Genomic DNA, 20,865 nt, shown 5'->3' with positions numbered 1-20,865 from the left:
ACCCTGGCCCCTCAGCCGAACCGGATGTGCTTGACGCTCGTCCACTTGCGACGGACGAAACCCCGCAGCGCGCCGTCCGTATTCGGTTCCAGCGTCAGCCCGGCCGACGCCGCGATCCGGTCGGCGACCTGGGCGACGGTGAGGCCGTCGGTGTGGATGTGCTCGCCGAACTCCGCGCCGCTCAACCGTTCCAGGCAGAGGTCGAGCTTCGACACCGCGAAGCTCTCGCGCTTCGGCGGCATCCCCTTCCTCCTGAGCAAATGGACGACATCGCGTTCGCTCAGCCGCCGCAACACGGTCTCGCGTTCGGCCAGCAACGCGAAATGCCGGACGTCGTGCCCTCGCTCGCGCAGCCTGCCGATGATCTCTTCGAAGTAGGGAGGTTCGACGAGCGTCATCGGCACGACCACCGCGCCGTCCTGCTTGCCGAGCACCAGGTCGAGCGTCTCGAACACGCCCTGCCGCCACGCGGGCAGATCCTGGAAATCGCCGCGCAGCCGCCTCGGCAGCATCCGTTGCAGGCCGAAACCGACGATCTCGGGATCGCTGAGGACGCTGCCGGGCAGGCGCCGGTGCAGTTCGTGCGCGGTCTGCGTCTTGCCACCGCCGAACGGGCCGTTGATCCAGACGAGCATGACCGCGACCCTAGCGAGAAGTACCACCCGTCCGGGGGAGGGCGAGCACCCAGTCGAACTAATGTTCGAGATGTCACGCATAATCGACGCATGCTCGACACTGGTGACACGATGCCGCCGGGGCCGCGTCACCTCCACATGGTCCGGCCCCACCAGCCCGTATGGGTCGACCTCACGGTGGCCTACCCCATCGGCGCGGTGAAGACCCGCCTGCCCGACGGCCTGGACCTGACGGTCGTCGTCCCCGGACTGCTGGGGATGTGGCGGGCGACGACGACGGGGCATTGGGTCGGCTGGGTGACCTTCCAGCTCGGTCCGGTCGGACGGGGCGGGACCACGCATTCGCAGTGGGTGCTCGCCGAGGCGCTGCGGCCACGCGAGGAGCGGAACGCTTGGTCGGGCAGCTTCCCCTACGAGCGGCGTCGATGATCGTCCCGCGTCGTGGACGTGGTTGACCGCATGCCGACCAGGGGACACTATGGCCAGGTGTCCACCATCTGGGAGTTCGCGCCGCACCGCTCACTGGGTGAAGGCGTCGCCGCTCTGCTCCTGCGCCGTGGACGGCTGGGCTCGCCGCCCGCGTAACCGCATTTCCCGCGAAGGCCATCCGTGAAGGTGGCCTGTTTTCGTCAACCCGGAAATCGGAAACCTTGGAGCCGGCATGTCCGTAGAGCTGCCCGACCGCGTCCGCATCCGCCCCGCGACCGTCCCCGACGGCGGGATCCTCGAAGGCCCGCGCTTGCTGCGGCGCCTGCCCGACGGCGTCGAAGAACGCCCCTACGAGCTCTTCACGCTGCGTCCGCTGGGGCGGGTGATCGGTGCCGAGATCGGTGGCGTCGACCTCGCCGAGCCGCTGACGCCCGCCCTCCACGCGGAGCTGAACCGCGCCCTGCTGGAGTGGAAGGTGCTGTTCTTCCGCGACCAGCGCATCACTTCGGCGCACCAGCGCGCGTTCGCCGCCAACTGGGGCGAACTGGAGACGAACCCGTTCATCCCGAAGGGCGAAACCGAGGACACCACCCGCTTCGCCCGTTCGGCGACCATGCCGGCGTTCGAGAACATCTGGCACGTGGACGTCACGTTCCGGCCCGCGCCGGCGCTCGGCTCGGTCCTGCGGCTGATCGAGGTCCCGCCGGTCGGCGGCGACACGATGTGGGCCGACATGGCCGCCGCCTACGACAACCTGCCCGAGGACATCCGTGAACGTATCGACGGGCTGACCGCGGTACACGACTTCATCCCCGGCTTCGACCGCTTCTCCGACCCGGAACTGCTGCTGCGGCATCAGGACGCCTTCCCGCCGGTCGAGCATCCGGTCGTCCGCACGCATCCGGAGACCGGGCGGCGCACCCTCTTCGTGAACCAGGCCTTCACGACACACATCGTCGGACTCGAACGCGAAGAGAGCGACAAGCTCCTGAGGTACCTCTTCAGTCGCGCGCACATCCCGGAGCTCCAGGTGCGCTTCGCCTGGCAGCCCGGCTCGGTGGCCTTCTGGGACAACCGCGCCACTCAGCACTACGCCGTCAACGACTACCACCCGTATCGGCGGGTGGCCGAACGTGTCGCCATCGTGGGTGACCGGCCGTTCTGATCACCCGGAAGAGGGCGTCCCCGCGACGGGTGATCAGCGCTCCCGGCCCGGGCGTGCACCCCGGAACCTGTGTGACGATGAGGTCATGGGCATCAACTTCGATGAATTGAAGAACAAGGCCACCGACGCTCTGCGCGAGCACAACGACAAGATCGAGGGCGGCCTCGACAAGGCCGCGGACTTCGCGAAGTCGAAGTTCTCCGGTCACGACTCCCAGATCGACTCCGGGGTCGACAAGGCGAAGGGCTTCATCAACAAGTACGACGACACCCCGGACGACCAGCCCCAGCAGCAGAACCAGCAGCCGCCGCAGGGCCAGTAACCCCCGGCATTTCGTCCTCTGAATGCGGTCCTTGCACGCGCAACTACCGCATCCAGAGGACGAAACGCGTCAGGAGACCTCGCCGAGCGCGGTGTCGCCGTCGATCGAAGTGATCCGGCCACCGCGCTCGCCGAGTGCGATCAGGCCGTCTCGCGCGTCCTGCGCCGTCAGATCGATCCGCACCCCGGCGCGTTCCGCGTCCTTGCTGGCCGCAAACGCTTGCGCGCCCTCGTGTCCGGCGTTGACCGTCACCGCGAGCCCGCCCGTCGACGCCAGCGAGCCCCGTGCGGCGCCCAGTCGCCCGAGCGCCTCGTCGACGATCGGCAGCAGCGCGTCCCGGTTCCCCTCGGTCATCGCCCGCACCAGCGACGGGCTCGACCCGGCCACCCGCGTGCCGTCCGTGTAGGACCCGGCCGCCAGCGACATCGCCAGCGGGCCGCCCTGCGCGCCGATCGTGGCCAGGATGGCCGCGAAGATATGCGGCAGATGCGAGATCCGCGCGACCGTCTCGTCGTGCGAGTCCGCCGGCAGCGGTACGACGTGCGCACCGACGTCCAGCACCAGCTGGGCGACCTCGGCCCACGCCTTCAGGTCGGTGTCGTGCTCGACGCCCAGCACCCACGCGGCCCCGCCGAACAACGCCGGGTTGCTCGCCTTCCAACCGGACTCCGCGGTGCCGGCCATCGGATGCCCGCCGACGAACTTCGCGTACGGCGTCCGCCGCCGGACGGAGTCCAGTACCGGGCCCTTCACGCTGGTGACGTCGGTGAGCACGCAGTGCCCGGCGACCCGCGAAACCGTCCGCAGCACGTCCTCGACCGCGGGCAGCGGCACCGCGAGCACGATCAGCGCGTCACGCTCCGCCGCCTTGCTCAGCGCGGCCTCGACCTGCGTGGTCACGTCGAAACCCGCTCTGCTCGCGGCGTCCGCGTCAGCCTCCGAGGTCGTCGCCCCGAACGTGGTGCGGCCGATCGAATTCGCTGCACGCAGCAGCGATCCGCCGATCAACCCGAGCCCGATCACGCATACGTCTCGCACAAGGGTTCATCCTGCCATCTGCGAGCCTCCACGTCAGAGAGCAGCGGCGAGGCGAGTTCCCTGATCGATGGCCCGCTTGGCGTCCAGCTCCGCCGCGACGTCGGCGCCGCCGATCAGATGCACCGGCAGCCCGGCCGCCCGCAGCCCGTCGGCGAGGTCGCGCACCGGCTCCTGTCCGGCGCAGACGACGACGGTGTCCACATCGAGCACACGCGGTTCGTCACCGACGGTGATGTGCAGGCCGTCGTCGTCGATCCGGTCGTAGGTGACGCCGGTGAGCTGTTCGACAGCCTTGGCCTTCAGTGCCGCCCGATGCACCCACCCGCTGGTCTTGCCCAGCCCCGCGCCGATACCGGACTTCTTGCGCTGCAGCAGGAAGACCTGCCGTGGTGACGGCTCGACCTTCCGCTCGGTCAGCCCGCCCGCCGCGTGCTCGGGATCGGTGACGCCCCATTCGGCCATCCACGCGTCCAGATCGAGCGCGGGGGAGGTGGTGTGCGTCAGGAATTCGCTGACGTCCACGCCGATCCCGCCCGCGCCGATCACCGCGACCTTGTCGCCGACCGGCTTCCCGTGTTTGACGACGTCCACATAGGACAGAACCTTGGCGTGGCCGATCCCGGGCAGCGACGGGACCCGCGGCGCCACACCGGTGGCCAGCACGACCTCGTCGAAACCGGCCTCGATGACGTCGTCGGCGGTCACGCGGGTCCCGAGATGGACCTTGACGCCGGTGACCTCCAGACGTCGCGTGTAGTACCGGATGGTCTCCGCGAACTCCTCCTTGCCGGGGATCTTGCGCGCGATCCCGAACTGGCCGCCGATCTCGTCGTCGGCCTCGAACAGTTCGACGGCGTGACCGCGTTCGGCGAGGCTGGTCGCGGCCGCGAGCCCGGCGGGACCGGCGCCGACGACGGCGACGCGTTTGGTCTTGCGGGTGGGCGAAAGGGTCAGCGTGGTCTCGTGTCCCGCGCGGGGATTCACCATGCAGGACACCAGTTTCCGCTTGAACGCGTGATCGAGGCAGGCCTGGTTGCAGGCGATGCAGGTGTTGATCTCGTCCTCGCGCCCCGTCTCCGCCTTGCGGATCCACTCCGGGTCGGCGAGGAACGGCCGCGCCATCGACACCAGGTCCGCGTCGCCGCCGGCCAGCGCCTCCTCGGCGACCTCCGGCATGTTGATGCGGTTCGACGTGACCACCGGGATCCCGACGTGCGGCTTGAGTTTCCCGGTCACCCAGGTGAAGGCCGCGCGCGGCACCGACGTCACGATCGTCGGCACCCGCGCCTCGTGCCAGCCGATGCCGGTGTTGATGATCGTCGCGCCCGCCTCTTCGACCTCCTTGGCCAAGGCGACGACGTCCTCCCAGCGCTGGCCGCCTTCGACGAGGTCCAACATGGACAGCCGGTAGATGATGATGAAGTCCTCGCCGACCGCCTCACGCGTGCGGCGCACGATCTCGACGGCGATCCTCCGGCGGTTTTCCGCGCTGCCGCCCCATTTGTCGGTACGCTTGTTGGTCCGCTCGGCGAGGAACTGGTTGATGAAGTAACCCTCGGAGCCCATGATCTCGACGCCGTCGTAGCCCGCTTCCTTGGCCAGGAAGGCACAATCGGCGAACGCGCGGATCTGCCGCAGCACGCCGTAACCGGAGAGCGCCCGCGGTTTGAACGGGTTGATCGGTGCCTTGATACCCGAAGCGGAAACGCTCAGCGGGTGGTAGGAATACCGGCCCGCGTGCAGGATCTGCAGCGCGATCTTGCCGCCCGCCTCGTGCACGGGGTCGGTGAGTTGCTTGTGCGCCTTGGCTTCCGCGCGCGTCGTGAGCTTCGATGCGAGCGGCAGCAGCCAGCCGGTCCGGTTCGGGGCGAACCCGCCGGTGACGATCAGTCCGACGCCACCGCGGGCGCGTTCTGCGTAATACTCGGCCAGCTGAGGGAAATGCGCTTCCTTGTCTTCGAGACCGGTGTGCATCGAGCCCATGATCACCCTGTTGCGAAGGGTGGTGAAGCCGAGATCGAGCGGGGACAGCAGGTTCGGGTACTGGCTCATCGCTGGGTCCTTACGCATCGTGGTGGAATGCCTGGAGGACTTCCTCAAGCCACTCGACGTGGCCCTGTTCGGTTCGGATTCCTCCGCGCAGCACGAGGAACTGGTGCAACGACTGTCCACTCAGGACGCTGGGGTCGGGGAAGTCGTGCTTCTCGATCAGCAGGTAGGCGTCGAGGCGGGCCGCGTGCGCGTCGCGATGCCGGGTGACCTCGGCGGCGACGGCGCCGGGATCACCGAGCGTCGCACCGCGGATCTTGACGGCGAGTTCCCGCGCCGTGGCGGCGGGATCGGGTTCGGCGAGCCAGCGGGCCAGTTCGGCCCGGCCCTCGTCGCCGACGGTGTAGACCTTCTTGTCCGGTTTCCCGGACTGCGCGACCTGGTCGACGGCGACCCAGCCGGCGTCCTCCATCCGCTTGAGGACTCGGTAGATCTGCTGGTGGGAGGCGCTCCACCACAGCCCGATGGACTTCTCGAAGCGACGCGCCAGCTCATAGCCCGAGCCGGACCGCTCGGACAGCGAAACCAGGATCGCGTGCTCCAATGCCATGCACCTAGTTTCATATGCACCTAGTTGCACTGCAAGGCGACGCGCGTCACAGGTCAGTCGTGAGTGTTTTGGGTCGTTCTAACGACCCTTACTACTCACGAGCCCCTTGACCGACTACGGCGCGGAGCCCTGGCCACCCGCGCTGCTGGTGCACGTTGACGACCCAGAAGTCCGGGAAGGCCTCCTTGCCTACTTTCAGGGTAGGGAAGGAGGCCTTCACGGACCGGACCTACGACCCGCCGCAGCCAGAACCCAGTGGGTACCTAAACCCGTTGGCTCTAACCGCCTTCACCACTCACGACCAAGCCGGGCCGGGTCAGTGCTTTCGCGTGACTGAGTGGACGGCACACGTGATCCGACGGACGACGCCCGTGATCAGACGGACGACACTCGGTGACGTCCGTCCAGTCACGCGTGCCGTCCGTCCAGTCACGCTTGCCGTCCGTCCAGTCACGTGTGACGTCCGTCCAGTCACGCCAACCCGCCCGACCGTAGGTACCTAAGACCCGGTTGGCCCTAACGACCCAAAACACTCACGACGAGCGGGTTACTCCGGCTTGCGGGCGACACCGCCGATGACGCGCGACTCCGACGGCGCCGCCGCGAAGACCGTCTTCTCGTCCGGGTGCCACGCCGGCGCGTAGACCAGGCCCGGCTCCAGCAGCGGCCAGCCGCCGAAGAACCGCCGGAACTCGTCCATCGTGCGCAGGAAACCGGGATTCGTGGTGGTCTCGTAGTACTCCAGGATGTCCAGCAGTGCCTGGCGTTCCTCGTCGTTGGCCGGGTTCTCGTTGGTCATCTGCGAGAGCACCAGCAGCGACCCGGGCGCGAGCCGGTCGCGGTAGAAGTCGAGCAGCCCGTCCGGGTCCTGGTCGTCCTTGATGAAGTGCATGACCGCGTTGATCACCAGCGCCACCGGCTGCCGGACGTCGATGATGCCGGAGTCCATCACCCGGTCCCAGAGGTCCTCGGGGGCGAACAGATCCGCGGCGATCGCGTGGTGGCGGTCCGGGTCGGCGGTGTCGGCGAGCAGCAGCGTCGAATGCGCGAGCGCGATCGGCTCGTTGTCGATGTAGAGGACGTGCGTGTCCTCCTCCGGTCGCGCCTCGTCGGCGACCTCGTGCACGTTGCCGGCGGTCGGCAGGCCGGAGCCGATGTCGACGAACTGCCGGATGCCCAGTTCCGCGCAGTGCCGCACGGCGCGGCCGAGGAACTGCCTGCTGGTCAGGCAGTAGTCGCCCATCAGCGGCAGGCGTTTGCGCACCTTCTCGGCGAACTCGCGGTCGATGGCGTAGTGGGTGTCCCCGCCGATGAAGTAGTCGTAGACCCGCGCCGCGGACGGCCGGTCCAAGCTGCTCTCGACGGCTTTGAGGGCCGCGTCGTGATCGATCATCGCAAGTTCCTTCGTCCGCACCGGTAATCCCATGCTAACCGGCGGGAACGTAGGCCTCGCGGTAGGCGTTCACGGATTCGGTCAGGCGATCGAGATCCGCGCGGGTGCGGGCGAGCCCGTCCTTGTCGAGGCCCATCGCGTCGCCGATGACCCCCGGGATCCCGCTCGCGCGTTCCTTCAGCTTCGCGCCGTCCTCGGTCAGGCTGATGCGAACGGACCGTTCGTCGTCGGCCTGGCGGTCACGGCGGACCAGTCCGGACTTCTCCAGTCGCTTGAGCAGCGGCGACAGCGTGCCGGAGTCGAGGTTCAGCAGCGTGCCGAGTTCCTTGACCAGTCGTGCGTCCTCTTCCCAGAGCGCGAGCATCACCAGGTACTGCGGATAGGTCAGGCCCAGATCGTCGAGCACCACCCGATACAGCGCCGTCACCGCACGCGACGCCGCGTACAGGCCGAAGCACAGCTGATCGTCCAGGCACAGCGACCCGGTGTTGTCCCTTGGCATCGGTCCTCCTTGTCCTCATGGTGCGCCGATCATGCCTCGGCGCGCCACTTGAGTGGGCTAAATCTCCTTGAGGGCATTTTAGTTGTGCACAACTAAGTTGCGAGCTACCTTCAGGTCATCGACTTCGGACTCCAGGAGGCAGAAATGACCGCCAACCCGCACAACCTCGCCCTCGAGCCGGCCGCCCAGGCGTTCGCGGAGGCCACCGCCGCCCCGCCGTTCCTCTTCGAGCTGGCGCCCGAGGAAGGTCGCAAGGCCGTCGACGAAGTCCAGTCCGGCGACGTCGAACTGCCCACCGCGGACGTCGAGACCACGCACGTCGACGGCGTCGAGGTCCGCATCGTCCGGCCGCGGGGCGTCACCGGTCCGCTCCCGGTGATCGTCTACATCCACGGCGCGGGCTGGGTCTTCGGGAACTTCCACACCCACGAGCGCCTGGTCCGCGAACTCGCCGTCGGCACCGGCGCGGCCGTCGTCTTCCCCGAGTACGACCGGTCGCCCGAGGCGCGCTACCCGGTCGCGATCGAGCAGAACTACGCCGTCGCGAAGTGGGTCGCCGAACACGGCGCCGAGAACGGCCTCGACAGCACGAAGATCGCCATCGCGGGGGACTCCGTCGGGGGGAACATGACCGCGGCGCTCACCCTCATGGCAAAGCAGCGCGGTGACGTCGCCTTCCGTCAGCAGGTGCTCTTCTACCCGGTCACCGACGCGAACTTCGACACCGAGTCGTACCGGAAGTTCGCCGACGGCTACTTCCTCGCCCTCGACGGGATGAAGTGGTTCTGGGACCAGTACACGACCGACCCCGCACAGCGCGCCGAGATCACCGCGTCGCCGCTGCGCGCGAGCCTCGACGAGCTCGCCGGCCTGCCCCCGGCGCTGGTCATCACCGGCGAGGCCGACGTCCTGCGCGACGAAGGCGAGGCCTACGCGGCCAAGCTGCGCCAGGCGGGAGTACCCGTGACGGCCGTGCGCTACCAGGGCATCATCCACGACTTCGTCATGCTGAACGCGCTGCGCGAAACCCACGCCGCCGAAGCCGCGATCAAGCAGGCGATCGGGGTCCTGCGGACCGCCCTCGAAGGCTGAGTAGCGCAGACCACAGTTTGTCCAGGGTGACGCGTGTCACCCTGGACAACACTTCCCGGTGGTCGGACGTCTCTTGATCCAGATGTGGGATCGCGTCGCGAGGACGCGCTCCGGCCGGGAGGGACGAGATCGCCATGGGACTGGGACTGAGTGCCATCCGGCTGGATTCGACGCTGAACCTCGTCATCGTCGTGGTGCTGACGTTGCTCGCGATCATCGCGGTGCCGTTCTTCTGGGAACGCTGGCGCCGCAAGGTGATCGGCCGCAGCGCCACCATCCTCACCGCGGTGGTGCTGATCGTGGTCAGCACCGGGATGGGCGGGAACATGATCGGCGGGTTCTTCCCGACGGTCGGCGCCCTGTTCGGCACCGGCGTGTACTCCGGGGACAACGTCAACGCCGTCGCGAGTGAGAACGGCGGGGATCTCGACAAGCTGCGGGACGCCGGCGCGATGCGCGCCAAGGAGGGCAAGGGTTCCGTCGTGCATATGACGGTGACCGGCAAACGCACCGGCCTCACCCGCGACGTCTCGGTCTACTTCCCGCCCCAGTACTACGATCCCGCGTACCGGTCGCTCAAGTTCCCGGTCATCGAATGGATCCCGAACTACCCCTCCGGCCCCGAGGTGGTAACCGGGCCCTACGAACTGCCCGCCAGGCTCGACGCGGCCATCGCGAAGCACGTGCTCCCGCCGACCCTCGTGGTCATCCCGGATCCGACCGGGAAACCCAAGGTCGGCCACGACACCGAATGCATCGACCAGGTCGACGGCACCGCCAACGACACCTACCTGAGCGCCGATATCCGCGACTGGGCGATCGAGAAACTCGGCGCCAACCCGCAGCGGAAGGCGTGGACCATGGCGGGCTGGTCTTCGGGCGGCTACTGCGCGATGAACCTGGTGACCCGGCATCCGCAGTGGTACGGCCAGGCGGCGAGCGTCAGCGGCTACTACAAGGCTTCGGTCGACGCGGAGACCGAAAACCTGTTCAAGGGCAGGCAGGACATCGTCGACGCGAACACGATCACCCTGAACATGCAGCGGCATCCGGCGCCCGTCGACATCCTCGCGATCGCCGGCGAAAAGGAAAGCTTCGAGAGCTTCTCGATCGATCAGATGCAGGCGGCCGTCCGCGCCCCCGCGACGCTGTCGTCGTGGCGGATCCCGGACGCCGGGCACAACATGAACACCTTCAAGGCACAGGTTCCCGATGTGCTGGCGTGGATCGGCGCGCGGACGTTGCCGCCGTGCGCGCCGCAGGACAAGAAGATCGTCACCAACGGCGGGGTCGGCGCCTGGCCGCTGCCCAACACCGGCGCCAAGGGCGCCCTGGTCGACGTCGTCGAGTAGTCATCCGCGCTGGGCGCGGTAGGCCTTGGGATACAAGCGAAGCCGGTCAGGAGCCCGTTTCCCGGCCGTGCGCGTGACGGCGGCCAGACGTCGGAGACGGCGCTCGTCGGCGTCCGTCCACTTGAGACTCAGGCGTTCGCGCAACGCCGACGGGAGCAGGCCGATCGCGCACAGCGTCAGGACATTGCCGCCCGCGGGCCGGACAGGGCGCCACAGCGTTTCCGGTAAGAACCACCATGGCGGCGGAGGCGTGTCGCGCATACTGATCGATTCCAGCAGCTCCCGGACCGTGTGGTTGTCTTCGAGCCTGTTCGCGACGACGTCGTCGAAGTACTCTTCGAACGCTTCGAGGTACGAGGGCATGTGGTGCTCGCGAAGGCCGAGCAGGAGACCGAGCTGTCGCCATTCCGCGTAGAGGCGGCGTTTTTCCTTGTGGGACAGGGGACGCACGAAGACGTCCTGCATGCGGACGGTCGTCCAGAACGTCGAACCGTGAACCCACCAGTACGCCTCGGGATTCAGCGCGTGATAGCGCTCGCCATGATGGTCGACGCCCTTGATCGTCTTGTGCAGCTCGCGCAGTCGCTCGGCCTCCGCGATCGCCTCCCGGCCGCCGAAAACCTGTGACAGCAAGGAATCGATGGTCCGGTCGAGGCGTCCCCACGGATCTTCGGTGAAGTTCGAATGGTCGTGGACACCGGCGCCGACCACCGGATGCGCGACCTGCAGCAGCAGCGCGGTGCCCGCGCCGAGCAGCAGTCTCCGGTCGCCGACCACTTGCCAGGCAACGGAATCCGGACCGAGCGGGGTCAAGGTGGAGGGCTGGGCGCGGGTGCTCATGACGACCTCCCGGAAGAGTGGCGTGCGGCCACTGTCCCACCTTGTTTACAGGTCGTCAATAGTGCGTCAGGGTGTGGTCAGGCTCGGGACCAGCGCTTTCACCACCTCGGTCACCCGCTTCCCGCCGCTGGCGTAGGTGGTCGACGTCGGCTGCGAAGTCAGCACCACGACGACGTAGCGGTCGTCTTTGCCGACGACACCGGAGGTGTGCAGGATCCGGGCACCGCGACAGCACGACCAGCCCTGTTTGATCGACCACGGGAGTTCGCCGACGCCGTCCGGAATGCCGAAATACTGGCGAATCCCGTCGGCGCCGCTTTCTGTCGCGCCGCTCAGCGCCCGCATGATCGTCCGTGTTCCCGAGCCGGCCTGATCCAAGAGGTAGCGGTAGATCTTCGCGATGTCCGCGGCGGTGATCCGGGTGTCGCCCCAGCGTCCGGGATCTTCGGGCGGGCGGGTGCCGCCGAGCCCGATCTTGGTCGCCCAGCGGGTGACGATGGCCGCGCCGCCGTGGGCCGACCACAACGCGCTGGCAATGTTGTCGTCGCTCGCCGAAAGCATGCGCTGCACGGTTCCCGGCGGCGCTCCATCCTGCAGTGCCTGCAGTGCGATGAGGATCTTCACCAGCGACGCCGACGTGTAGGAACGGTCCGGTTGAAGGGAAACCGTGTTCTTCTTGGTGGTGCGGTCGTAGACGATCACGCTCACCTGTCCGCCGGGGTTGAGCTCGGCGAGCGCTTTCGCGTCGATGGGCGGCTTGCCGGGGACGGCCGACTTCGACGGTGACGGCGAAGGGGACGGCGGCGGCGATGGCTCCGTCGAAGCCCGGGGCTCACTCGCTTCGGGTTCGACGCTCATCGCGGCCGCCCCCGACGCCGCGTCGGCGACCACGGTCGTGTCACTGCGTGCCGGAGGAATCAACAGCATCGCCATGATGGCGCCGAGACATAGCCCCACCAGAAGGAAGACCCCGCTCACCTTGCCCACATGACTTGTTGGCCGGAACACACGTTCGTGTTCGCGTTCTAGGCCGTTCGTGTGGCATAAGTCTCGTTTGAGAGCGAAGCGGTAACGGTCCGAAAGCGCACAGTTGACTTGGAACGCTTTTCCGGTTTGTCCGGGAGGTCGCCTGGGTATCTGACGGTGGCGTGACTCTAGGTGGCCAACTCTGGAAGGCGGAGCAATGGCACGTGCACAACGCCCTCGTATTCGGACGGCGGGGCTTCAGCCCGCGCAGGTTCTCGCCGGGCTGACCAGCCTGGCCTTCCTGGTGTTCGGGATCGTGGGCTTCACCAGGACCGGGTTCGCCGATTTCGTCGGCTACAACCCGGCCACTGTCCTCGGGTTTTCGGTGAACCCGTTCTACAACCTCGGGTTCGTCCTGATCGGGGCGATCGGCCTGCTGCTGACGTTCGGCTCGGGCCGTTCCCGGATCTTCGGCCTGCTGACGTTCGCCGCCTTCGGCGCGCTGTTCGTCTGGGGTCTCATGATCACCGGAACCGTTTCGACCAACCCGGTTTCGCAGGCCGGCAACCCGTTCAACCTCAACGGGCCGGACAACTGGCTGCACCTCGGCCTCGCCGCGCTCGGTCTGCTGATCGCTTTCCTGCCCGCGCGGCACAAGGTGCTGCTGCCGGAGGACGAAGAGGAGACGGTGGTGGAGGACCGGGTCGACAGCACCACGGTCGTCGAACCCCTGCCGGACGACTCGCGACGGCCGAAGCACGAGAAAAGCCCGGCCATCGCTCGTGAAGAGCGACCGCCGGGCCTTGCCCACTAGGTTCCTCTAAGCGGCTCAGTAGCCGTACTCGGTTCCGCCTGCGGCGGGGGCGCCTTCCTCCTTCTTGGGGGCGGCGTTCCCGCTCTGGGCGGCCTTTTCCTTCACCGGCGCGGTGCTCTTGCAGCCGGCGGGCTCGATGACGAACCAGGTGCCGCCGACGCCGTGACCGTTCGCTTCACCGGCTCCTGTGTCCTTGGCGTAGCGGTAGACGGCCCAGCCGCCGACGGTGACCTGGGTGGTGCCGTCCGCGCGCTTCACGGTGCCGAGCAGCTTCGCGTCGATGCCTTCGAGCTGGACGTCGCCCTCGGCGAGCACTGGCGGCCAGGTCTTGGCGCAGTCACCGTTGCAGGTCGGCTGCTTGTTCTTCTTGTCCTTGGTGAACATGTAGAGGGTGAAGCCCTCCTGGTCCACAATGGCCGGTCCGATGCCGTCGACGTTGCTGGCGACCAGCTTCGTGGCACCGTCCGCCTTCTTCTCCGCAGGCGCTTCCTTCGCGGCCTGCCCGGCCTTGCCGCCCTTCGCGTTCGCCGCGTACCAGGTGCTGCCGACGCCCTGGCCCTTCGTCTCGCCCGCCTTCACATCCTTGGCGTAGCGGTAGAGCGCCCAGCCACCGACCGTGACCTGCTTCTGGCCGTCGGCGCGGGTCAGCTCACCGACCAGGGCCTGGTCCACGCCTTCGATCTGCACGTCGCCGTCCGCGAGCACCGGCGGCCAGGCCTTGGCGCAGTCACCCTCGCAAGTGGACTTCGGCGGCTTCGCGCTGTCCTTGTCGAAGCGGTACAAGGTGAACCCGTCCTTGTCGACGAGCACCTGACCGAGATCCCCGGCTTCCGCCACGGCCACCTTGGTCTCACCCTTGGCCGCGGGGGCGTTTCCGCCCGCTCCGGCGACTGCGGCGGCCGGCGCGACGGCGGGTGCGGCGGCCTCCGTGCCACCGGAACAGGCCGACAGCAGCGCCAGGCCCGCGGCCGCAGACGCCGTTGCGACGACGAAACGCTTGCGAAGCATGGGATTTCTCCTTGTTCGTAGGGGTTCCGCGGTTTGGCGCGGTGAGCTTGATACCCCCTACACGGACCCCTCGCGGGACCGGTTCAAGAAGTTCCGGGATTTTCTTCGCGAGCTTCCAGCGCGGCGTCCGTCAGTGCCCCCGCGGAGCCCGTGTAGCCCGCGGGATCCAGCAGGTCGGTGAGGGAATCCGCGGTCAGGACTCCGGTTATCTCCGGGAGGTCGGAAAGAACCTCACCGAGCGCCCGGCCCTGCTCCAGCGCCAGCCTCGACGCCTCCCCGAGGACCTCCTTCGCCCGCGCCTTGCCCAGCATCGGGGCGAGCACGGTGGACAGCCGTTCGGAGACGATCTGGCCGTGCGTGAGGCCGAGGTTCCGGCGCATCCGGTCGTCGTTCACGACCAGGCCGCGGGCGAGGTCGGCGGCCGTATGCGCGGCGCCGCCGGTCAGGCGCAGGCACTCGCGCAGCAGCTGCCACTCGGCGTGCCACGCGCCCGCGGACCGTTCGTCCTCGGACAGGAGGGCCTGGGTGACGCCGGTGGCCAGCACCGGAACCTGCAGCGCGGCCGAACGGATCAACGTCGCGAGCACCGGATTGCGTTTGTGCGGCATCGCCGAGGAACCGCCGCGGCCCTCGCCCGCCGGCTCGGCGACCTCGCCGACCTCGGTGCGCGTCAGGAACTGGACGTCGACCGCGATCTTCCCGAGCGCGGCGGCGGTGAAGGAGAGCGCGGCGGCGAGGTCCGCTGTCGGCGTGCGAAGGGTGTGCCAAGGAAGCGTGGTCTCGGCGAGGCCGGTCTCCTCCGCGAAGGCGGACTGCAGCCGCTGCGGGTAGCCGTCGGGCAGCTCCGCGAGGCTCGCGTACTCGGCGTACGCCGCCCGCGTCCCGGCCGCGCCGCCGAGCGAGACAGTAAGGACGACGCGGTTCAGCCGCTCCAGCGCGTCGAGCGTCAGCTGTCGCCAGCCCGCCGCCTTGAGCCCGAACGTGGTCGGGACGGCGTGGGCGGTGAGGGTGCGGCCGGGCATCGTCGTGTCGCGATGCTCGCGGGCGAGGTCGCCCAGCGCGCTCGCCGTCGCCTCGAGGTCGGCCGCGACGATCTCCCGCGTCCGGGCGGCGACCAGCATCATCGCGGTGTCGAAGATGTCCTGGCTGGTCGAGCCACGATGGACGTACTCGGTGCCGGCCGCCTCGGTGAGCCGCTTGATCAACCCGACGACCGGGTTCGCCGTCGCACGCGCCTCCCGCGCCAACGCGACCACGTCGATGTCCACCGACGCCGCCGCCTCGGTGATCGCCTCGGCCGCCTCCCGCGGGATCAGCCCGGTGCGGGCCTGCGCCCTGGCGAGCGCGGCCTCGGTGTCGAGCAGGGCCCGCAACCAGGCGAGGTCCCCCGTCGCCGCCTCGGCGGGCGTGCCGGCGCGGACCGGGGAGAGGAGGCCGGAATCGGGATCGGCGTTCATCGGCCCAGCATCGCACCCCCGTCCGTCAGTGGCCGGTCCTGCCATCGATGCTCTCGCGCAGCAGGTCGGCATGGCCGTCGTGGCGGGCGTACTCGGCGATGTGATGGGTCAGCAGCCATCGCAGCGAGAACGGCTCACCGCTGCCATGGGTCCTGCCCGTGTCGTCGAGCGTCGCCTTCGCCACGATCGCCCGCGACCGATCGCACTCCTCATGCCACGCCGCCCAAGCCGCCTCGACGTCGCCGCCGGTGTCCTCGAAGTCCTGCTCCGGCCGCTCGTCGGAGTAATAGAGCATCGGGACGTCCTCGCCCGCGAACTGGATGCGGAACCACCAGCGCTCGACTCCCGTGAGGTGCCTGAGCAGCCCGTGCAGCGACATCGTCGACGGCCCCACCGCCCGCGCGGCCATCTGCTCCGGCGTCAGGCCCTGGCACTTCAGCTCGAAGGTGCGACGATGCCAATCGAGCGTGGACGTCAGGATCTCGCGCTCGCCGGCCAGCCGCGGCGCCTCCGGCCGGTCGCCGGACCACTGGGGGGAGTAGTTCTCCTCGGGGATCGTGTCCATGATCCCGACACTGACAGACACCCCCGACAATTCCGTGGCGCCCGAGCGGCGGCCCCGGCATCCTGGTGGTCGGCGGCGATCTACTAGACTCGGCCGCACGGGCCGTTAGCTCAATTGGTAGAGCTGCGGACTTTTAATCCGTAGGTTCTGGGTTCGAGCCCCAGGCGGCCCACTCTTTCGCCTGGTCCACGCTTGTGGGCCACCCAGGGGCAAGATCATCTCCCCGGTTTATCCCCGGTTTTGGGGTCGGACGGTTTATCCAACAGCCCCTCCAGGGCCTTCGCCGTGGCGGGGTCGACCGTCTTCCGCTCCAGGTAGTTGTCCTGCGTCATCGACACCCGCGAGTGGCCGAGCTGGTCCGCGATCAGCCGCGTCGGCACCCCCGCGTCGTCCAGCGCGGTCGCCGTCGTCTTCCGAAAGGTGTGCGAGGTGACCCAAAGGAAGTCCTCTCCACCGCGAATCTCTCGGATGACCCGCAGGACGTTGTTCGGGTCGCGCATCCCACCCGTCGTGCTGGGGAAGATGGGGCCGGTTGCCGCCGCCCGCTTCTTCAGCAGCTCCACGGCCCAGGAGGGGAGCGGGAGCGCCCGTTTGCTCGACTCGCTCTTCGGGCGAGGCTTGCGGAGCAGCCCCTGACCCTTGATCCGGACCACGGTGTGCGTGATGTCGACCGTGCTCGCCACCAGGTCGACGTCCTCCCAGAACGTCGCGAGCGCTTCACCGACCCGGACACCGGTCGCCATCATGAACCGGGACAAGTCGGGCAGATCCCAGCGAACCGCCTTCTCGTTCGCCTCCAGCTGCGCCAGCCACCCAGCGCGCTCGTCCGCGTCCAGGGCGCGCGGCTTCTTCTTCGCCGTCCCCCAGCTCAAGCGCGTCATCGAACCGGCCGACCGCCAGGAGCGCGTGAGTGCCGGAACGGGCAGCCGAAGCCAAGACCAGCGGGTCATCAGCCTCGTCGGCCGCTTGCATGGCGCGTTCAGCGGCAATCCACGCGAGGTCGGCCTCACCGATCTTGCTCAGCGTGGTGGCGGCCAGGTGATGAACGCGGGCCGACACCGCTGCACAGGCCCGCCGGTAGGCAGCGTCATCGGCTGATGCGGACTCCATGCCCTGGCTGGTCTTGATCAGGCCCGGCAGCGCGGCGACGACGCGGCCGAGGTCGCCCCTCTGATAGCTGGACCAGGCACCTTCCACCAGCTGAGCCACCGGAGCGGGGTCGATGTACTCCGGCGACATGGCCGAAGAAAACAGGGTGCGGGACAGGCGTCGAGGGGCCATGAGCGCGTCGCGGATGGCTGGGACGTCTTCGTTCTTGTCCTCGTCCTCCATCAGCACCGGTTCGCCGAGGAGATCCCCCAGCGTCACCCGCAGGCCCCGCGCCACGTCGGCCAGCACGTCCAAGCGCCGGATCTCGCGTTCGCCGCGCTCGATCTTGCTCAACCAGTCCTCAGTACGGCCCACCAAGTCAGCAAGAACCGCCTGCGACAGACCACGCCGCCGCCGGTAGAAGGCAATACGCTCCCCGATGCTGAGCTGATCACCCGCACCACGCATACCCCCAGGCTAACAGCGATGGCGCCACGCGAGCTGGCGTCGGCCTAACTTCGAGAGTTAGGAGAACCTGAAGCCGAACAAGCCGCCGTCTTCATATGCGTCGGTGAGGCGCGGAGGGATGATGGCTTCACTGAAGTCACTGTTGGAAGCCTGGGCCTTTGTTAAATCATCTGAATTGATAGTGGCAACGTATTGCATCTCTTCCTCTTGGGTAACTTCGCGCGCGAGTTCAAGAGCGCGGGCAACCTGGCGCTCGTCTACGCCATCAAACAGATGACTGTCATGAACAAGAAAGTCTGGGCCTCGCCGGCCTCTATGTGCAGTTACAGCCACCGCAAGATCGAAGCAGAACATGACCATGTTACCAATGCCGCGACTATCTTGACTGTCAATGTGCGGAACGATCTTCAAGTGTGTGTTAGTCGGCTCAACCTCAAGGTAGGCCAGTCGTCCTGTTCCATAAAGGGTCACTGCGTACTGACGGAAGCGCTCAACAATATCATCGATAATGTTATTTCGCTCTATTAAGTCTGCCCGCATCTGTGCTTCTAATTGCGCGCGGTCGGCCTTAATTTCAGCGGCGCTTGCCTCCAAAGTTTGGGCAGCTTCAAACCTGTTTCTAAGCGACTCAAGAAGCGCTCTCTCGCGTGCGAGGGCTTGCTGAAGTGCTGTTAGGGCGTCAAGTGCACCTCCTTCATTGAGAGTCTGAAGGAGACTTGCTTGCTCATTGCCCAGACGGATTCGTTCAGCTTCTCTCTCGCGCAGTCGGATGCGTAGCGTCTCGGCTTCGCTTTCTAGATAGGATCGACGATTGCGGATAATAGAGGAATGAAATTCTCTCACTTCCTCATAGCGCCGAGTCACGGCTTCGCCGAGGAGGACGCCCAGATCTGTGTAGACGTCTGAGAGGTAGTCAACGTCTGGGTCGACTGCCTCGACCATGGCGCCTTCGAGATCTGCAAGATTGCGCCGATCGGCAACGTCTTCGTTTCGAGCTTGCCGGATTCTTTGATCAATTTCGTCAGCTTGCGCCTGCAATCGCTCGTATTCGGGAACGACGCGGAAGGATGAAATCTGATTTTCGAGGTCTCGAACGCGAGACTGAACTTCATTTATCTGGCCGCGTAGCTCGCTCGATCGACCAACAATCTTACCCCAAACTGGGTCTTTTGATGCCGCAGCCAGTTGTCGACGTGTAGATTCTCGTGCTGACAGTTGGCGGTATTTCGCGGCTAGTTGCCAATCTAAACCTAGGAGATATGCAAGGTTCGAGCTTGCATCAGCATGTGTCTGCTGAGGGGAAGTCTTAATAGCCTCGTTAAAGGCATTTGCGCTAATCCTGCGCATGTAGAGAGACAGCATCGAACGACCGCTTATGCCAGGAAGGGGCGAGGAGAGAGCGAACAAGTCACGCTCGATAATTCGTTGCCACTCGGCAAGCGTCAGGGTTCTAAAGCTCTCGCTGGAGAGCCGAGACTCCGAGACGTCTGGATAAATATGTATTTGTCCAGATGTCTCTTGGCTTCGGCGAACAGCAAGGGGTCGGCCGGAGTCCAGTGTGGGCCAGTCGAGGAGAAGCTGAAACTCGATCGAACGCAACACGTCTTTTCCGAGAAAGGAACGGCGATCGCCCTTGCCGCCCAGGAGAAAGTGTAGAAGTTCGACTATGCTGGATTTCCCGGCGCCGTTTCGGCTATCGGTCTCGGTTGAGCCTCCGGCTTTGTCGGCGACGACAATGTTTAGCCCGTCTTTAAATTCAACGGTCTTAAACCTGTCGTCACGAGCGCTCAATCGCCGCAGCATGCTGCCTCCTCAATGTGAGCAATTCCCCGTCGAACTCGATAAGTCCGAGCGAGAAGAGAAGGTCTAAGGCGAGTGTAAACCACCAGAATGGCACAGTGGCATGATGTCCGTTATCAGATCGCCAAGACTTGAATCTGGCCCACGCCTGACTGACGGTCAAAGGTGAGTCTATGACCTGGGCTATTTGGGCGCCTATGGACAGCAAGGCTCGTTGGGGTGCTATACCTTTCGTGGGAGTTATCATGCTGATTTCTCCGCAGGTAAGCTGGCGTTCCACCCTGGCGGTGGGTTGTTGAAGATATCGCAGCTCTGAAAGAAGTATGCCAAGATCGCGAGTGCGGCTTTGCGCATCCGTATAGGAGCCGAGGCGTTCCCTAGAACGTACTGCTCTAACTGCCATAGTATGTCGTCCGGCTCATCAATCTTATCGCATATGCGAAGAAACTCTTCACGGAAGGCCGCGGCGACCTCATCGCGTTCTGTGATATCAATCAATTCTTGGTAATAAGCGTCGATATCGGCGCTGCGAATAATTGAGCGCCGAAGCTCGTCCTTTACATCTTCGCTGAACCTGTTGTAGTCGAGTTTCTGTTTGGATACCGCGCTTATTTCTGTGGGGTCGAAGTTTCTGACGCGCCCCTCTCGTAAGTGTGCTAAAAGTGGCTCAAGCTCTTCCAGTGCAACACCATAGGCAAGCTCCTGTACTGGTAGGGCCATGCCCAGAAGGTCTTCTACTTGATCGAGCTCTAGTCGGCAAGATTCATCTCTAAAGTGCCTGTAGCCGAACTGCTCGAACTTTATGTCGTTGTATTTTTTTGAGTGTTCGGCAAGGCAGGTTGAGATTACCGGGTGTACTCCGCGTAGATCATTGTGCACGAATACAAATTTGTCGAACTGATCCGCCCTCTTTGTTTTCGCTTTTTGGAAGTCTGATTCAAATTTGGCGACGGTCTTAGCTGCGTCAAACACTTCGGGCGCGTAGCACGCATATAGCTTTCGAATGTGAAGCAATAGGCCATCGCTGCCCTGGTCGCCTAGTTGTCCAGCTGTTCGGACGTCAATAAAGCTCGGATCTCGCAGGCACATTAGCGACTGAAAGAAGTCTTCGAACGAGTTACCATGAAGCTCAGCTAGCTTCATCTTCACCAAGTATCTGACAGCTTGTCTCTCGATGAACTGAAGCGCCATGGTCGTCCTTCCCTCCCCATCAGTCTCAAAGCACTACCGTAACGGATCGTCAATAGCTGCTATACCCCCCATATACGTGATCATGGCGTTAGGCGCACCGTGCAATGCGATCAAGTTGCCGAACTTGGCTCTATGGGATC

The 20,865-nt window shown here is 66.0% G+C and carries 21 protein-coding genes, 1 tRNA gene and 1 pseudogene; 7 read left to right on the top strand and 16 right to left on the bottom strand.

Annotation, left to right across the window (positions count from 1 at the left end):
• Nucleotides 1–11: 11 nt before the first annotated feature.
• On the bottom strand, nt 12–635 hold the full coding sequence (locus tag H5J31_RS33660; protein WP_181776713.1) for an AAA family ATPase: 624 nt from the start codon (nt 633–635) through the stop codon (nt 12–14).
• Nucleotides 636–725: 90 nt separating this feature from the next.
• On the opposite strand from H5J31_RS33660, the gene H5J31_RS33655 reads away from it, so the two are divergent.
• The 3 genes from H5J31_RS33655 (at nt 726) to H5J31_RS33645 (ending at nt 2,551) form a co-directional block, all read left to right on the top strand.
• Complete coding sequence (locus H5J31_RS33655) at nt 726–1,064, top strand: hypothetical protein (protein ID WP_181776712.1); 339 nt, start codon at nt 726–728, stop codon at nt 1,062–1,064.
• Nucleotides 1,065–1,296: 232 nt separating this feature from the next.
• Entirely contained in the window at nt 1,297–2,229 is a 933-nt protein-coding gene (locus tag H5J31_RS33650) for a TauD/TfdA dioxygenase family protein (RefSeq protein WP_181776711.1), read from the top strand.
• A gap of 85 nt (nt 2,230–2,314) precedes the next feature.
• Nucleotides 2,315–2,551 (top strand): antitoxin, encoded by a 237-nt coding sequence (locus H5J31_RS33645; protein ID WP_181776710.1) that lies wholly within the window; start codon nt 2,315–2,317, stop codon nt 2,549–2,551.
• Between the two features lie 69 nt (nt 2,552–2,620).
• Here H5J31_RS33645 and H5J31_RS33640 read toward each other — a convergent pair whose 3' ends face one another.
• From H5J31_RS33640 to H5J31_RS33620, 5 genes are all read right to left on the bottom strand, one after another.
• On the bottom strand, nt 2,621–3,574 hold the full coding sequence (locus tag H5J31_RS33640; RefSeq protein WP_181776719.1) for a prephenate dehydrogenase: 954 nt from the start codon (nt 3,572–3,574) through the stop codon (nt 2,621–2,623).
• Between the two features lie 48 nt (nt 3,575–3,622).
• A complete protein-coding gene (locus H5J31_RS33635) occupies nt 3,623–5,641 on the bottom strand; it encodes an NADPH-dependent 2,4-dienoyl-CoA reductase (protein ID WP_181776709.1) in 2,019 nt (672 codons plus the stop codon).
• A 10-nt stretch (nt 5,642–5,651) separates the two neighbouring features.
• The gene (locus tag H5J31_RS33630; protein ID WP_181776708.1) at nt 5,652–6,188 is read right to left on the bottom strand and encodes a PadR family transcriptional regulator; all 537 of its coding nucleotides are present in this window, start codon (nt 6,186–6,188) and stop codon (nt 5,652–5,654) included.
• A 547-nt stretch (nt 6,189–6,735) separates the two neighbouring features.
• Nucleotides 6,736–7,581, bottom strand: a complete 846-nt coding sequence (locus H5J31_RS33625; protein ID WP_181776707.1) for an SAM-dependent methyltransferase — start codon at nt 7,579–7,581, stop codon at nt 6,736–6,738.
• A 34-nt stretch (nt 7,582–7,615) separates the two neighbouring features.
• Nucleotides 7,616–8,083, bottom strand: coding sequence for a MarR family winged helix-turn-helix transcriptional regulator (locus H5J31_RS33620; protein ID WP_181776706.1), 468 nt, complete (start codon nt 8,081–8,083; stop codon nt 7,616–7,618).
• Nucleotides 8,084–8,227: 144 nt separating this feature from the next.
• Between H5J31_RS33620 and H5J31_RS33615 the strand changes: the two genes are divergently transcribed.
• Both H5J31_RS33615 and H5J31_RS33610 read left to right on the top strand, forming a co-directional pair.
• Nucleotides 8,228–9,175: an alpha/beta hydrolase gene (locus H5J31_RS33615; RefSeq protein ID WP_181776705.1), complete on the top strand. Its 948-nt coding sequence runs from the start codon at nt 8,228–8,230 to the stop codon at nt 9,173–9,175.
• Nucleotides 9,176–9,309: 134 nt separating this feature from the next.
• A complete protein-coding gene (locus H5J31_RS33610) occupies nt 9,310–10,527 on the top strand; it encodes an alpha/beta hydrolase (RefSeq protein ID WP_181776704.1) in 1,218 nt (405 codons plus the stop codon).
• Here H5J31_RS33610 and H5J31_RS33605 read toward each other — a convergent pair whose 3' ends face one another.
• Complete coding sequence (locus tag H5J31_RS33605) at nt 10,528–11,367, bottom strand: oxygenase MpaB family protein (protein WP_181776703.1); 840 nt, start codon at nt 11,365–11,367, stop codon at nt 10,528–10,530.
• Nucleotides 11,368–11,433: 66 nt separating this feature from the next.
• Complete coding sequence (locus tag H5J31_RS33600) at nt 11,434–12,354, bottom strand: serine hydrolase (protein ID WP_181776702.1); 921 nt, start codon at nt 12,352–12,354, stop codon at nt 11,434–11,436.
• A gap of 196 nt (nt 12,355–12,550) precedes the next feature.
• Here H5J31_RS33600 and H5J31_RS33595 point away from each other — a divergent pair, with 196 nt between their 5' ends.
• Nucleotides 12,551–13,147 (top strand): DUF4383 domain-containing protein, encoded by a 597-nt coding sequence (locus H5J31_RS33595; RefSeq protein WP_181776701.1) that lies wholly within the window; start codon nt 12,551–12,553, stop codon nt 13,145–13,147.
• A gap of 15 nt (nt 13,148–13,162) precedes the next feature.
• Here the strand turns inward: H5J31_RS33595 and H5J31_RS33590 are convergent, their stop codons facing one another.
• From H5J31_RS33590 to H5J31_RS33580, 3 genes are all read right to left on the bottom strand, one after another.
• Nucleotides 13,163–14,155: an SCO0930 family lipoprotein gene (locus H5J31_RS33590; protein WP_181776700.1), complete on the bottom strand. Its 993-nt coding sequence runs from the start codon at nt 14,153–14,155 to the stop codon at nt 13,163–13,165.
• An 83-nt stretch (nt 14,156–14,238) separates the two neighbouring features.
• Nucleotides 14,239–15,612: a 3-carboxy-cis,cis-muconate cycloisomerase gene (pcaB, locus tag H5J31_RS33585; RefSeq protein ID WP_181776699.1), complete on the bottom strand. Its 1,374-nt coding sequence runs from the start codon at nt 15,610–15,612 to the stop codon at nt 14,239–14,241.
• Nucleotides 15,613–15,637: 25 nt separating this feature from the next.
• On the bottom strand, nt 15,638–16,177 hold the full coding sequence (locus H5J31_RS33580) for a DinB family protein (protein ID WP_181776698.1): 540 nt from the start codon (nt 16,175–16,177) through the stop codon (nt 15,638–15,640).
• A gap of 99 nt (nt 16,178–16,276) precedes the next feature.
• Here H5J31_RS33580 and H5J31_RS33575 point away from each other — a divergent pair.
• Nucleotides 16,277–16,349, top strand: a tRNA-Lys gene (locus tag H5J31_RS33575).
• A gap of 43 nt (nt 16,350–16,392) precedes the next feature.
• Here H5J31_RS33575 and H5J31_RS33570 read toward each other — a convergent pair.
• The 5 genes and pseudogenes from H5J31_RS33570 to H5J31_RS33555 form a co-directional block, all read right to left on the bottom strand.
• The gene (locus H5J31_RS33570; RefSeq protein ID WP_236005549.1) at nt 16,393–16,935 is read right to left on the bottom strand and encodes a site-specific integrase; all 543 of its coding nucleotides are present in this window, start codon (nt 16,933–16,935) and stop codon (nt 16,393–16,395) included.
• A 100-nt stretch (nt 16,936–17,035) separates the two neighbouring features.
• Nucleotides 17,036–17,734, bottom strand: a pseudogene (locus tag H5J31_RS33565) (helix-turn-helix domain-containing protein); the annotation flags it as partial.
• A gap of 57 nt (nt 17,735–17,791) precedes the next feature.
• Nucleotides 17,792–19,537 (bottom strand): ABC-three component system protein, encoded by a 1,746-nt coding sequence (locus H5J31_RS33560; RefSeq protein WP_181776696.1) that lies wholly within the window; start codon nt 19,535–19,537, stop codon nt 17,792–17,794.
• Nucleotides 19,512–19,781, bottom strand: a complete 270-nt coding sequence (locus tag H5J31_RS40585) for an ABC-three component system middle component 6 (RefSeq protein ID WP_407925081.1) — start codon at nt 19,779–19,781, stop codon at nt 19,512–19,514. Before H5J31_RS40585 ends, H5J31_RS33560 begins: the two co-directional genes overlap by 26 nt.
• Nucleotides 19,778–20,725 carry an ABC-three component system protein gene (locus tag H5J31_RS33555; RefSeq protein WP_181776695.1) on the bottom strand — a complete coding sequence of 316 codons (948 nt, stop codon included), beginning with the start codon at nt 20,723–20,725 and terminating at the stop codon, nt 19,778–19,780. Before H5J31_RS33555 ends, H5J31_RS40585 begins: the two co-directional genes overlap by 4 nt.
• Nucleotides 20,726–20,865 lie beyond the last annotated feature (140 nt).

The sequence above is a fragment of the Amycolatopsis pittospori genome (assembly GCF_013870525.1).
In the GTDB taxonomy this organism is placed as follows: Bacteria; Actinomycetota; Actinomycetes; order Mycobacteriales; family Pseudonocardiaceae; genus Amycolatopsis; species Amycolatopsis pittospori.
This window is presented reverse-complemented; position numbering and strand designations above follow the sequence as displayed.